The sequence below is a fragment of the Oceanobacillus indicireducens genome (assembly GCF_014647195.1).
GTDB lineage: Bacteria > Bacillota > Bacilli > Bacillales > Amphibacillaceae > Oceanobacillus > Oceanobacillus indicireducens.
Window position 1 is genome coordinate 73,236 of sequence record NZ_BMOS01000010.1, and the last position, 14,404, is coordinate 87,639.

A 14,404-nucleotide genomic window follows, 5' to 3' on the forward strand; every position below is an offset into this window, starting at 1 on the left:
GCTTCACTTCCTTTTCACCGCGGGCAGATCCACTGTCTGAAATAAGATAAGGATGAAGCCCATTCCTCATCTTATCTAAAACCCGACATATTCCCTCATCATCTGTTTAATTTTACTTTTCTGCCTGTGGTAGGATAGCACTCATCTCACCATGTGGACGTGGGATGACGTGAACGGAAATAAGTTCACCCACACGATCTGCTGCAGCTGCTCCTGCGTCGGTCGCCGCCTTAACTGCACCTACATCACCGGTAACAAGAACGGTGACTAATCCTGCACCAATTGATTCTTTACCAATTAATGTAACGTTTGCCGCTTTAACCATAGCATCCGCCGCCTCAATTGAACCTACTAATCCTTTTGTCTCTACCATTCCTAATGCGTTTGTGTTTGCCATTTTAATTTCCTCCTTGAATTCGTTTATATTTTATATTCTGAGTGTGTATTTTTTTAAAAACTAATGCCTTTAATGTTTATCATTCGCCTTTAATAAGTGATGGATAAGCTCAGCCTTTTTGGATGTTTTAATTTTTTCAGGTTGATCCTTCATGACATTTGTCTTTCGGGCCAGCGTACGAAGCTGATTCACGGTCATCTTTTCCAACTTTTCTTTCTTGTGGACAACAGGTTTTTCAGAGCTTTCGGGGCTCTTCGCCTTAATAATTTCCGCTTCCTTTTTTTCAGGATCTACTGCCACCTGGGCGGGTTGGTCTTTTGATTGTTCCGATTGTTTTTCGTTAATTTCCTTGTCTTCAGTCGCTTGGTCAGCAGGTTCATTATCGGTTCTCTTAACTAACCGATTTGTCTCCGTATGCATTCTAGGTATGACGTGAGCTGAAATTAATGTACCAACGGATTCCACTACTTCACTGCCTGCATCAACAGCCGCCTTGACTGCCGCTACATCTCCAGAAAGTTGCACCGTAACATAACCGCCTTTAATGACTTCCGCATTGAGAAGTGATACATTCGCCGCTTTTAATGCAGTGTCTGCTGCAACAATGGCACCTACGAACCCTTTCGTTTCAATTAATCCTAATGCATCCATATGATTCACCTAATATCCTAAGGGATCGTTGGCAACTTGTTGCACAGCATCCGCAAAAGCGTCACAGGCGGCCTGACAAGCTGATTGACTTCCTGTCAGCAACGCTCCCCCAAAGTTGGTTTCGGAAGGTGGTCCATAGAAGGTGGCTACTCTTACATCTGCTGCCTTGAGTGCTAAATCCAATGCATATACTGCCTCTAATGGCGGTGCAATTAGATATGCAAGGGCCTCCCCAGTACGAATATTCGCTTCATTCGATAGAAATGTCCCGCTCCGTGAGACAAGGTGAGCAAAATAAGTGATTGAGTCATCATCATTTGCACTCATAAAGAAAGCATCATTTTCCATATAACTTATTGCTGCATCCAATCCGCTTTTTACTTCCTCTGGATTATTACCTGCTAAAACACCAATAACTTCTCCGGTGAGTTTCGATGTTGCGTTGTCTGCGCCAGCATACATAGACTCTGCATAAACAACGTCAACTGCAGCTTTTTTAGTAGCTTCATCTAAGGCGGCATATACAACATCATCAATATCACCAGTGATAATCCCTAAACTTCTTTGGTTTGACTGAAGCTTAAATTCCTTAGCCAGATCTTGACTGACATTTGAAATTAACTTTACGCCCAACACTTGAGCATAGATCGGACTATGTTTCATTTCAATTCCTCCGTTTCCCATTGGTTTATTAAACATACTCACTTCATACTTTATTTAAATCAAGACCGGAAGCTTTATGATCGATCATCCTTTTGATTAAATCAGCAATATGTGCTCCAGCTTCAACTGGCGGAGTTCCACCCTGATGGATGTTTGAAATCACCGTCCGTTTAGCTTCAGGCATATTCACGGTCGGCTTATAAGCGATATAAGCGCTCATTGATTCAGCTGTAACAAGACCAGGTCTTTCTCCTACAAGCAGACATACAACTTCTGCGTCCGTTAATTCACCAATCACATCCATAGCTGGAACTCGGCAATGTTTCACAAATAAATCATTCCCTACTTCAACACCTTGCATGTTCAAGCCTTGTTTAATTGCTGGCAGTATATCTTCCAGATTAGCTTCAACGGCTGCTGAGCTAAGACCGTCACCAACAACGATCTGCACTTCGGGATGACCGCAATGTCGTTTGATTTTTTCTTTTTCTTCATCAGAAAATTGTCTACCCAAATCTGGTCGAGTTACATATTCATCTTTATCCACAACAACTGTTTGCGTTGGAAAAAGTTGATTCTTATCCACAAATTCCTCATCGACATAGGAAAACACTGCATCCTGCGCCGCTGCATGGTCCGCTTTAAATCTTAATGAGGTCGATGTTAAATAACGAGCGCCAGTATGCCATACTCCTAATCTTGCTGGTGATTTATCTTTCAACTCGTAATATCCTTCTTCACTTTTAGGCTCTGGAACGAGCAATTCCTTTTTAATTTCCACTTCGGAAATGTCCGGCAAAACTGCGTCGGAGTTATTCTCAGAATTTGACGAATGGGTACTTTTTTCTGCATGCTGTTGGCTGTTCTCATTCGAACCATTTCCTTCAACCATCTCATTTAAAATAGTTTTAATGAGTGATTTCAGCTCTTGATCATTAACCATTTGTTTTCCTCCTTATGCTAAAAATAGTGAAGCATCGCCAGCTTTTTTCGTAAGCCTACCCGCGTCATCACGTATTCCCATTTGAATCAGCCATTCATTATACTCTTTTATCGGATTTAAATTTAGTAACTCACGTAAAGTTTGTATATCATGATAACCAAGTGATTGGTAATTCAACATCACGTCATCACCGTGTGGAACTGTAATTAAGAAATTAACCCCGGCTTGCGCTAGAAGTGTTGAAAGTATTTCCATATCATCCTGATCGGCTTTCATATGGTTCGTATAACAGACGTCAACACCCATCGATATACCTGAGAGTTTACCCATAAAGTGATCTTCCAGCCCTGCACGAATGACTTGTTTCGAATCATATAAATACTCAGGTCCGATAAATCCTACAACCGTATTAACAAGAAACGGATTATACCTTTTTGCAAATCCATAACAACGTGCTTCTAGAGTAAGCTGGTCAACTCCATGGTGCGCATTGGAAGATAATTCTGCACCTTGTCCTGTTTCAAAGTACATTACATTCGGTCCTGCCGATGTTCCCTCACGTAATACAAGATCTTGAGCTTCACTAATAAGGTCAGCCGTAATTCCGAAAGCTATATTTCCTTTTTCCGAACCTGCAATAGATTGGAAAATTAAATCTGCGGGGGCACCGCGACGGATAGCTTCCATTTGTGTTGTTACGTGCGCTAGTACGCTTATTTGGGTTGGAATATTATATTTATTTTTCACTTCGTCAAGCTTATGGAACATCCGTACAACGCTTTCTACTGTATCGTCAACCGGGTTTAAACCTAATACAGCGTCACCGGAACCATAGGAAAGCCCCTCTAATAAGGAAGCGACAATACCATCTTCATCGTCAGTTGGATGGTTTGGCTGTAATCGAGATGATAGTGTTCCAGGAAGACCGATGGTAGTATTACAATGAGCGGTGACATTTATTTTCTTTGCACCTTTAATCAAATCAAGATTAGACATAAGTTTTGCAACCGCAGCAACCATTTCAGACGTTAGGCCACGGGATAGCCGCTTAATGTCGTTCCCTGTTGTCTCAGTAGCTAAAATCTTTTCCCTCAACTCTTGTACCGTCCAATTTTTAATGGAGTCGTAGATTTTTTCATTTACATCATCTTGAATAATACGTGTCACTTCGTCATCTTCATATGGAACGGCAGGATGATTTCTGAGATCCTCCAACGTTAAGTTGGCTAGAACAACCTTAGCAGCCACTCGTTCTTCAGCTGATTCCGCTGCTATGCCAGCCATAACATCTCCAGATTTTTCTTCATTTGCTTTTGCCATAACATCATTGATTGTTTTAAATTGGTAAGTTCGTCCAAATAATACTGTTTTTAAAATCATAGTGATCCTCCCTCCAAATTTCAGGAAATTTTTTTATTTCATCGTTAATTAAAAACAAGCGTTTTGATTACGACTGGCAGCACATTTCCATCAGCGATAGGATGACCAATATCGATATAATCCCCATCACTTACCGATACGCTATCAATACAAATGAGCGATTGGTCCTTGCCAAGTATTGATAATAATGTTTGTCCAAGTGCTTTGGCTATATCATTTTCAACAATGACGATTAAAGGTAATCCCAGTTGGGTGTATGGTTTCATCCCTTCCGTAATGCCTTCTGCAGCCTTGACGATTTTAGGGAAACTAACGATACCATCTCCAGAAAATGAAAGGGCTACTTCTTGATTATTTTTCCGCACTTCGAACCATTCCAGCTTTTCCTGAATCGATGCTGCATACTCATCCGGATTATGTAGCAATTCGTCTTGCAGCTTAAGGACTGGTACATTTTTAACAGGAAAAACATCGCCTGAATACGTAATCGTACTTCCGCTTATTTCTGTTGTATGTGAACCAGCACCAACTACAGTGGCACGAATGAGCTCAGATGGTTCGACAAGGTTGAATGATTTTACTAGTTCTGACTCAGCAATCGCTGCACCAAGCATTTGTCCAATATCACCATATTTAAATACATCGCCATCCGTTTGGTTATAGATTGCTTCGGCAACACCTCCCGTAAATGAAATATGGGTTAACTGGTCGATCGCTTTAATGTTTTTATTCGTAATTATTTTTTCAAGTTGATTGGATGGAGGCTTAATCCCTACACTTTCTTCCAATAGCTGCACCATTTTGTCAACGATGGGTTGTAATAGTTCCTTTGTTGCCATTTGCCCAACTTTAATGTCCAGGCCACTTGTGTTAATTAAATCTTGGATTTTTTTAGAGATATATTCGATTTTTTTTGTACGTTGATTAATTTTTATTAATCGGCCACCAATATCCAAACAACCTGTATCAATGACTTCACCTCGATGCATTACTGCCAGATTACTTGTTCCGCCACCGATATCCAGGTTGACTATTTTAATGGAGTGTTCTTTTGAATACGTGTGTATTCCGGCACCTTTAGCAGCGATAATACTTTCTAAATCAGGTCCGGCTGTAGCAACAACAAAATCTCCAGCAAATCCACTTAAAGCTCGGAGAACCTCTTCGGCATTATCTTTTCTTGCCGTTTCACCAGTAATAATCACTGCACCTGTATTAATACTTTCTTTATTAACTGCAGCTTTTTGATATTCTGTTTCAACAAACTTTTGAATAGCATCTTGATCAACTTTTTCACTTTCAATAAGTGGTGTATTGATAATTTCACTTTTATAAATTACTTTTTTATCAACAATCATGATTCTCGGAACATTAAAAGCCGATGCAACATTTTCAATGGTTAAATTGGAAAATATTAATTGTGTTGTCGATGTTCCTATATCAATTCCTACACTTAATATTTTTTCCACCAAATTTTCACCTCCACTTCCTTCATAATTGACTTATAGAAAGCAAAAAAGCTTAAAGTACAAAAAGGACTACAAAAATCGCAGTCTACTTTATACCTTAAGCTTCTTTGCTTTCGGATAAGCTCATACACCATTGTATTAGCTCGATTTGAATCGGAATGTTATCTCCATTCCTTTATTTCTCTTATTAAATTTTATCGTTCCCATTAATTTATCTTTTACATAATTTTTAACAATCATCAATCCCAAGCAATTATTGTTAATTTTATCGATTTTGAAGCCTATTCCATTATCAATAACGGAGACAACGATGTCATCACGATCTTCTTTCAATGATACATGAATCAGGCCCTTTTTATGATTGGGAAACGCATGATCATAACAATTTTGCACAAGTTCATTGACTATGAGAGATACTGAGGTTGCGACATCACTTAACACAACAGGAGAACTTTCCGCATCAATGGATAATTCGATGTGATCCAGTACGGAATAACTTCGACGTAAATTATTGATGATAAATTTCAAAACAAGACTTAAATCGACCTCATCTCCAAGATGCCTTGCTAGAATATCATGTGTTGCTGCGATGGACATAACCTGATTAATGTTATTCGTCAGCACACGTTTGACCTCTTTATTATGGGTCCTTCTCTTTTCCATTCTCAAGAGCGAAGCCATCGTTTGCAAATTGTTTTTAATTCGGTGATGGGTTTCACGTACAGCCTCTGTTTTTGAAATGATTTCTGCTTCTTTGTCCTTCAGTTGTGTAATATCCCTAAGTATGATTGCGAAATCAAGTTTATCATCGTCTAGTAATATTCGTTTCAACCGATAATATTTGCCATCAAGTTGAATTTCTTTTAAAATTTTTTTCTCTTCTCTTAAGATCAAATCACGATAGGGGAGTTGTTTTCCAAATAAATCATTATAATAAAGATCTTCTGATTTATTATTTGAAAAAGCGTCCGCTATACTATTTTGAAAGATCAGCTTACCAGATGAATCGAAAAAATAGATTGCGTCTTCGATATAATTATTCACTCGTGCTGTCATTGTCATATAGTCTTTTAAATCTTCTTGTTTTGGATGCTCGTCCTCGTTAAATGATTTTTCTAATATATAGGTACCAAGCACACGGTCACCATGATTAATCGCATAAATACTTTGGCGAACTAGTTCATTTCCTTGAGTAAATGCTTTATACCCTTTGAGACTCCCGCCATACCTGGAGACTCTCCATACACCAGGCTCATTCATTTTCAGAGCGAGTTGACCGACAGGTGACTTTTTATATAACGATTGATTCGAAACAGGTAAAACGTGATATACGACAAGAGACGCCATGCTCCCTTTAAAAGGAACATCAATAAAAATGTCACAATCAAACAACTCAGCTAGCTCATCTAATGCATGGGCCTTATTGTAAATAATATCTATCTCTTCTTCATTGAGATCTGTATACATCTTGCACAGATCAATCATTTTTGATTTATCACTCATAGACAATCACGATGGTCCTAGCAATTTCACCAATTGTGGTCCGCCCATCCATACTCATTTTACGTAATAGCTTATACGCATCTTGCTCGTCAAGATTTTTCTCTTTCATTAAGAGACCCTTGGCCTTATCGATAAATTTACGATCTTCAAGTTTTTTAGAAACTTCTTCCACTTGTTGATTCAGAGACTGAATGTCCTTCGCTCTGGATATACACATTTCGACTGTTGGAATAAATGATTTCTCATCAAGCGGTTTCACCAAATAACCAAGGGCACCAACTTCTTTTGCTTGTTCGACAAATTCCTTGTCATAAAAAGCAGTTAGTAATAATATCCCGCCGGCAATATGATCATGCATTATTTTTTTGCTAGCTTTTAATCCATCAAGCATCGGCATTTTTATATCCATGATCACCAAGTCTGGTTTATGTGTCTTGCATTCATTAATTGCTTCGAATCCGTTTGATGCCTGGCCTACTACATCGTAGCCGGCCTCTTCCAATAATTCTTTTATATCCATTTTTGTAACAGGCTCATCATCGACTATCACAATTTTTTTAGCCATAACTTAGATTCTCCTTAGAATTTCTTTTCTATTTATCGTCCATTTCTAAAACGATAAATTTCTAAGACGTCTCTATTTACACAGAAATTCTCTTTTCTTTAAGAGCGTATTCAAAAAAGAGGATGAAAAAGACCGAGGTCGGCTAAGCGCGCAACGTCCTGTACGTCGAATTTCGAGGCGGCGAAAGCTCCCCGCACTAGAATGTACGTTAGTAGGTACATAAGGAGAGCAAAGACGAGCCAACGAGCTTCCATCGGATGTGGTGAGTTCTACGTTGTCCACAAGACGTGGACCGTTTTAGTAGAACCACCTTAATCACGAATTGTCCTTTTCACCAAACTTTTTGAACAACCTCTGAAAAAAGACATAAAGGAGCCTTGAAAAAGTCATAACCCTTTCAAAGCTCCTTTGCTTTAATAAACGCATTTTTTATCAATTTATGCACGTCTTTGTGCTTACTAATGATTATATAAGTAAAAGCGTTTACTTGCAAGCGAAACGTTACGTAATTAACGCCACGGTTTTGAATGACTTTGTCACGCATTAACCTGTAATACCCCCATCTCTATACAGGAGGGGAGCCCAGCGTGTGAAGGTGGGAGGATATACAGTCCGTAAATCCCTGATTCTGTAACATTCAGTGGAGGAGGTAAGGAAACCCCAACTGAATGAAGTTTCACTTTATCCAAAAGTTCAGGTACAACGACTGAACTTATCGTAAATTAGCTAAAATAGCTACTATATCTTCATTTTTTGGTTGAATTGGGTTCGTATTAGTACAACTATCTTGCAAAGCTGATCGCGCAATGTCCACTTTAACAGCTTCAGTGTATTCAATATCGTACCCTTTAAAATCAGCAGGCATACCTAGACCAGATCTTAGCTTTTCAATAGATTTGATAAGACTTCTTGTTCCAATAGCACTGTTTGTAGCAGGTAATCTAAGCATTTGAGCTAGGTAGGCATACTTATCTGCTGCAGGGTTTAAATCGGTGTTTAAATATCCTTCCAGACCAGCATTATATAGGATAACCTCCGGCAGCAAAATTGCGTTTAACCGTCCGTGCGGGATATGGAATTTCGCCCCGCACGCATGTGCAATACTATGATTGATCCCTAAGCCTGCCGCATTAAAGGCAATTCCAGCCATCGTGGAGGCTTGATGCATTTTCTCCCGAGCAATGGCATTATTTCCATCATGATAGGCCTCTGGCAAATAATCGAAAATAAGACGGATCGCCTTTTCGGCAAGGGCATCCGAAAATTCATTTGCGTTGGTCGCGACATACGCCTCGATAGCATGTGTTAATGCATCCATTCCCGTGTCTGCCGTGATAGTTTTAGGAACAGACTGAACTAGCTCGGTATCTAAAATGGCTTCTTCCGGCAATAAAGAATCTGCAACAAGTGGATATTTTACACCTTTACTGCTGTCCGTAATAATTGAAAAGGAAGTGACCTCTGACCCTGTGCCACTCGTTGTCGGAACTGCTATTAAAGGTAATTTTTCATAATTGTATATCTTACTTGCAAACTCTTTCATCGCTTTTGCCGCATCAATCGCGGAGCCCCCGCCTATCGTAACAACTAAATCTGGTTTAAAGGCAGCAATTTCTTGTACACCTGCAACAACATTTTCAACCGGAGGATCGGGAACAATATCACTAAAGACTTTCCATTCATTTTGCCCGACCTTTAAACGACTCTTAATTTCCTCAATTATATTTGATTCAATGATGAATGGATCAGCAACAATAAATACACGCTTATCGTTAAAACTTTTCAACCGGTCAAGTGCATTTTTTCCAGAATAAATCACTGTATGCAGTTGAATTTTCTCCATTTTCATTCCACACCTTTCATTGTTATTGTGATGAGGTTGTGTACAATACTATAAATTTCAAAAAAGACGCAAAGAAGCTCTATAGAAGAAATTTCTTCTATAGAGCTTCTTTGCCTTTTAAACCTACACGTCGTTGTGTAAATTTATTGTACTACTTCATTTGTAATTGTGTCAATCGTTATTATAACACTTCCTTAACCAAGCTTTCATTTCAGTTGATTGAATATTTTCATATACAATCGAACCTTCAACAAATACAAATGGTTCGAAACATTTCGATTGATTCACGAGATGAATGAACTGCCAAATTGAGCAGTCATACGATGAATAGAGCGCCCTCATCGCCGCTCTATTAACCATCCAAAGTTACACCATTGTAACTTTAATACAATGCACAAATAAGAGAGTTGGTGTTATAATAGCAGCAAGTCAACTTTATAGTTTCTAAACACAAAAAAACTCTTATCTTCTGTGGGAATAAGAGTTCACAGACTACACCCAATACTAACTCTATTGGATGTTATGTCATGCATCTCCTTTTCCTGGAAGGTTCATGTGCATTTTATTTTGGCAAGTCTCCTGACTTATGGCTGAACCTCACTCTGCCTTCCCAGTAAATCCAGTGGCTTCATAGAGTAAAGATACCATTTACAGTGGCCGGACCGTTCAGGATTTTCACCTGATTCCTTTTTAATCATATATATAATATATATGAACCAAAATAATACGTATTAATTTATATATTAACTATACAACATGTATGTGAAAATGACAAATATTTATTTCTAAAAGTTGTGATTTAATATTTGAAAACCGTGTGAAGTCTGTTGCACTATCACGGACTTCACACGGTCATTTTCTAATCACAGTAAGTTGACTTCGCTTAGCTCAATGCGAGCAGTTTTTCTATTCTTCTGTTACCTTAAAGAATGTGCGAATTGCTGGAATCCCTGTTCCTGGATGGTCATCACGATACGTCAATTGTGGCTTCCGGTAAATATCTGGGATTTGCACTTTTCCTTGGTAAATAGAAGGATAGATATCAAGTACATGATAACCTGGATCTCCAGATGCCACAAGAGGAAGTGTGATTGTACCTTGGCTATTAAATCCACAAATATAGCCTATATAAGCATTATCATATGTTACGCCTAATGCGTTATCAAATTCCGTCCAGCCGGCACCTTTAATGGTAACAGTAATTTCAGTTCCTGGTGGTCCCTCGGAAGGTGTGATTGATTCTACAGATGGCAGGATTCGCAGATACGTTTGACCATGAATTTCCTCCTCGACTTTTACGTCAATTAAATGAGGAATCCCACCGAGGTCATCCGGAATCTCGAATGGATATGTAAATTCGCCATTTTCATCTGTCATCACGGTACCTAACTCTGATACTTCGGAACTGAAGCCTTCTGCTGTTACCCGGTTACCTACCATTGTATGCCAGTCCAACGTAACTTCAACATTTTCCGGTAATCCACTACCAGTCATTTCAACCGGTTCGCCAACTACTCCCATCTCTTTATCTATGGAAATTTGAACACCCTCTTTATTTTCAGCATCGGGCATTTCTATTCCACCAGGTGCTGGCTCTGGTGGCTCTTCAACGTAGACTAGTTCTGTTTCTGGCTCGTCATCTGTCACTTCAAAAGTAAAATTCTGTGTATGAATGTAATTAATCGCGGATGAATCCCGACTTATATAAGGAGCACCAGAAGCTCCACTCTCAATTGTGATCATATGGTCACCAATGCCCCCTGCTGCACGTACAACACCTCTTGCCTTGCCGTTTGTAGAGACACCGGTAAACATTCCTGTATAGGCATTATCATAATTGAGATGCCAAACACTACCATACATTTGCCAGCTTAAGCCTTCTCCAATAATTTCAATTTCAGTTCCAATTGGGCCAGATTCAGGAGAAATACTAAATATAGTTTCAACGAAAAAGTTTGCTTTAGCAACTTTCTTGTCATTTTGATAAATAATAATATCATGGTCATCACCAAAACCTTCTGGAATTGTAATGACACCGCTCCAGTTTCCATCTTCATCCGCTGTACCGTCAGCTAGTTCCCTCTCCACTTCTTCATAGAGCGCCCCATTGAAAGAGTAATTATTATCTATGTCAAAGCTTCCTTCCATATCAACATACATGACTTTTAAGGGCTCTTTTGGCTCAAGTTCCTCCGCTGACAGATGAACCTCATCACCAATTCTACCTTCAGATTTATCCAGCGTTAACTTTCCGGTAAGTATTTCTTTTTCCTCAGGTTCGTCACTTTCTTCAGCTGATTCACTATCTGCCTTTTCACCATTTGTCGCTTCATCTGATTGATTATCTGTATTTTCTTGTGAGTCGTCTGATGCGCAACCGGTCAATATTAGGAGAACGAATAATAGCAATACAAATAATAGATTTTTAGTTTTTGACATATACTATTCTTCCGTTGTTCCTTCAATGATCGTCATTTTGGAAGGCTCCACATCAAAAGGTTCATACGCATATTCTTCTCCATCAACCGTTGCAATTATTTCATATTCAAGTGTACCAGTATTATAGTCTTCAGGAATTGTCCATCCAACTGTATAAAGCTGTGTGTCTTCCCCGTGATTTCCTAGTTCCATTTCAAATTCTTGTCCATCTTCTAGTACTACCTTAACATCCGCATCCTCAATTAACTCATCAGTAGTGGCGTCATTTACCGCTGCTCTAAATACCATGCGCCATCCTTGTTCAAAACGACTATTCACTACACAGACAGCATCTTCTACTAAATGTGAATTAATTGTATCTGCTTGGATTGCAACAACCCTATCCTCAGTTGAAGCTTCTTGTGTTACATCTGTCTCCTTGGTATCCGATTCACCGTTTTCCGAATCAGAATTATTACATGCCCCCAACAATACGCTTGTAATAAGTAGAACAAGCATAAATAATAAAAACTTTTTGTTTAACTTCATTTGAAGTCCCCCTTTGATGTTTATTTCATGAAAAGACTTTCTACTTAATACCTATCGCCTAATAACAAGTATAAATAAAAGCGTTTTCTAAACTTATTTCACTACTATCCTATATATCTTTCAAGAATATTATAGTGAAAAATTCAATTCTACCTGCAACAAAAGACCCCCACGCTAAACAGTCAGTCTAAATACAATTAACCATTTAGTATAGGGGTTTATTAATTTTGTGTTATAGAGAAAATCACTTAGGAATTAAGATAAGCTTACAACTTGAATTCATTCACAAGCATATTCAATTCTTCTGCCAACTTCGCCAGTTCATCAGAGCTTGCGGCAACTTCAACCATCGCAGAGCTCGTTTGTTGAATCGATGCTGAGTTTTCCTCTACCCCTGCTGCAGATTCTTCTGATATGGCTGCAATTTCTTGAATTGCTCGGTTCATCTGCTCATTACTTTCCGTTATCTCGCGCAGATTGAGAGAGACTTCTTTAATACTACCTGCGACACCGGTTACGGATGTTGTAATCCTTCTAAAAGTCTCTCCTGTTTTTGTAATCTGCTCGGTACCTCGGATGACATCTGCATATCCAGCCTTAAGTGACGCAACAACCATGCTGGACTCACTTTGGATCCGCTCGGCAATATCTGTTATATTCGTTACGGATTGGGAAGATTGTTCGGCAAGCTTTCTTACCTCATCTGCCACAACCGCAAATCCTTGACCATGCTCGCCTGCCCTCGCCGCCTCAATCGCCGCGTTTAATGCAAGTAAGTTTGTCTGTTCCGCGATATTATGAATGACTACTACTAATTCTGATATTTGCTGAGCATGGGTATCCAACCCTTCCACTTTCGATACAGCTTCATGAACTACTCGGTCTATTTCCGACATTTGCTCCATCGAAGCCTCCATCAACCCGGAACCTTCATTCGTCAAATGGAGTACTTCAGATGCCGTTTGTTGAATCTCTTCACCTTCTTCAGCTGTCTTTTGCAATTTCGTCGTGAATATCCCCATATTATTCGAAAGGTCCGATGCATTATTCGCTTGAGATTCAGAACCAGCTGCGATTTCTTCCATCGTAGCTGCCACCTGCTCCGAGCTTTCCGTTACTTCATTGGACGATTGGGTTAGCTCTTCACTCTGACTTGTGACCGTTTCGGACACGGTGTTAATCCGTTGCAACAGATCGCGCATATTTTTATTCATCATATTCGTCGATACAGTCAATTGTCCTGTTTCATCCTCCGCTTTTACTTCAAGCGGTTCTTGACTTAAATCACCAGCCGCTATTTTGTCCATTCGTTCCATGACTATTTTAATTGGACTTGAAATCATGCGGGCGAAAAGAATAGCAATTCCAATACTTAAGATTATTGCCAGAACCGAGATAACAAGTGATATTACTAATGTCCATACTCCCTCTGTAATCGCATTATCTGCTCCGTTAAGAATCATTGCCTCTCGACCCTCTGCCAATTGCTGGTAACTGTCCAGCAACCCTTCACCTATCGGGACAACATTCTCTTCGAATAACTGCAGCGCCTCCTCTACGTTTCCTTCGTCGTACATAGCAAATACATCATTTATGACTATTTCACGCCATTCGACTGTATCGTTAATAAGTTGCTCCATTTCTTCAGAATAATTTTTTTCAAGAATATCATCCTCAAATTCACGAGCTTCGTCTGTAAGAAGATCAAACTTTTCCTTAAATTCATTATCTCCCGTTAGTAAATAGCCACGGACACTGCCCACACGATTGGCAAAATTCGTAGTCAACCCCTCATCCGCTATCAGCATTGGCAGATCTTCATCTGCAATGTTCCTTAATACATTATTGCTTTGCGTAGTGGAGATAAAGCCCATGATTGAAATTCCAATAACAAAGGCGATTATAATAAAAAATCCTGCTAAAGTTCTTGCACGTATACTTTTAAATTTCACTTTTAATATTCGCTTCCCTTCCATGTTAAGCATTGAACATTTAATAAGATGGGTATCTCGTTCACATTGCT

General features: G+C 39.2%; 13 protein-coding genes and 1 riboswitch. All 13 genes read right to left on the reverse strand.

Going from position 1 to position 14,404, the window contains the following annotated elements; translation table 11 throughout:
• Nucleotides 1-112: 112 nt before the first annotated feature.
• The 13 genes from IEX94_RS08850 to IEX94_RS08910 all read right to left on the reverse strand — a co-directional run bounded on the left by IEX94_RS08850 (nucleotide 113) and on the right by IEX94_RS08910 (nucleotide 14,333).
• On the reverse strand, nucleotides 113-397 hold the full coding sequence (locus tag IEX94_RS08850; RefSeq protein ID WP_188856875.1) for a BMC domain-containing protein: 285 nt from the start codon (nucleotides 395-397) through the stop codon (nucleotides 113-115).
• Between the two features lie 69 nt (nucleotides 398-466).
• Nucleotides 467-1,048 carry a BMC domain-containing protein gene (locus IEX94_RS20130; protein WP_188856876.1) on the reverse strand — a complete coding sequence of 194 codons (582 nt, stop codon included), beginning with the start codon at nucleotides 1,046-1,048 and terminating at the stop codon, nucleotides 467-469.
• Nucleotides 1,049-1,057: 9 nt separating this feature from the next.
• Nucleotides 1,058-1,711 (reverse strand): ethanolamine utilization microcompartment protein EutL, encoded by a 654-nt coding sequence (gene eutL, locus IEX94_RS08860; RefSeq protein WP_188856877.1) that lies wholly within the window; start codon nucleotides 1,709-1,711, stop codon nucleotides 1,058-1,060.
• Nucleotides 1,712-1,754: 43 nt separating this feature from the next.
• Complete coding sequence (gene eutC, locus IEX94_RS08865) at nucleotides 1,755-2,654, reverse strand: ethanolamine ammonia-lyase subunit EutC (RefSeq protein ID WP_188856878.1); 900 nt, start codon at nucleotides 2,652-2,654, stop codon at nucleotides 1,755-1,757.
• Nucleotides 2,655-2,666: 12 nt separating this feature from the next.
• Nucleotides 2,667-4,034 carry an ethanolamine ammonia-lyase subunit EutB gene (locus tag IEX94_RS08870; RefSeq protein ID WP_188856879.1) on the reverse strand — a complete coding sequence of 456 codons (1,368 nt, stop codon included), beginning with the start codon at nucleotides 4,032-4,034 and terminating at the stop codon, nucleotides 2,667-2,669.
• A 44-nt stretch (nucleotides 4,035-4,078) separates the two neighbouring features.
• Nucleotides 4,079-5,506, reverse strand: a complete 1,428-nt coding sequence (gene eutA / locus IEX94_RS08875; protein WP_188856880.1) for an ethanolamine ammonia-lyase reactivating factor EutA — start codon at nucleotides 5,504-5,506, stop codon at nucleotides 4,079-4,081.
• 135 nt (nucleotides 5,507-5,641) lie between these two features.
• Nucleotides 5,642-7,006 (reverse strand): histidine kinase N-terminal domain-containing protein, encoded by a 1,365-nt coding sequence (locus IEX94_RS08880; RefSeq protein ID WP_188856881.1) that lies wholly within the window; start codon nucleotides 7,004-7,006, stop codon nucleotides 5,642-5,644.
• Nucleotides 6,999-7,571 carry an ANTAR domain-containing response regulator gene (locus IEX94_RS08885; RefSeq protein WP_188856882.1) on the reverse strand — a complete coding sequence of 191 codons (573 nt, stop codon included), beginning with the start codon at nucleotides 7,569-7,571 and terminating at the stop codon, nucleotides 6,999-7,001. Before IEX94_RS08885 ends, IEX94_RS08880 begins: the two co-directional genes overlap by 8 nt.
• A 712-nt stretch (nucleotides 7,572-8,283) precedes the next feature.
• Entirely contained in the window at nucleotides 8,284-9,414 is a 1,131-nt protein-coding gene (locus IEX94_RS08890; protein WP_188856883.1) for a 1-propanol dehydrogenase PduQ, read from the reverse strand.
• A gap of 171 nt (nucleotides 9,415-9,585) precedes the next feature.
• Nucleotides 9,586-9,774, reverse strand: coding sequence for a hypothetical protein (locus IEX94_RS08895; protein ID WP_188856884.1), 189 nt, complete (start codon nucleotides 9,772-9,774; stop codon nucleotides 9,586-9,588).
• A 192-nt stretch (nucleotides 9,775-9,966) separates the two neighbouring features.
• Nucleotides 9,967-10,150: riboswitch (cobalamin riboswitch) on the reverse strand.
• A gap of 170 nt (nucleotides 10,151-10,320) precedes the next feature.
• On the reverse strand, nucleotides 10,321-11,853 hold the full coding sequence (locus IEX94_RS08900; RefSeq protein ID WP_188856885.1) for an IPT/TIG domain-containing protein: 1,533 nt from the start codon (nucleotides 11,851-11,853) through the stop codon (nucleotides 10,321-10,323).
• 3 nt (nucleotides 11,854-11,856) lie between these two features.
• Nucleotides 11,857-12,381: a hypothetical protein gene (locus IEX94_RS08905; protein WP_188856886.1), complete on the reverse strand. Its 525-nt coding sequence runs from the start codon at nucleotides 12,379-12,381 to the stop codon at nucleotides 11,857-11,859.
• 266 nt (nucleotides 12,382-12,647) lie between these two features.
• Nucleotides 12,648-14,333, reverse strand: a complete 1,686-nt coding sequence (locus IEX94_RS08910) for a methyl-accepting chemotaxis protein (protein WP_229782639.1) — start codon at nucleotides 14,331-14,333, stop codon at nucleotides 12,648-12,650.
• Between the last annotated feature and the right edge of the window lie 71 nt (nucleotides 14,334-14,404).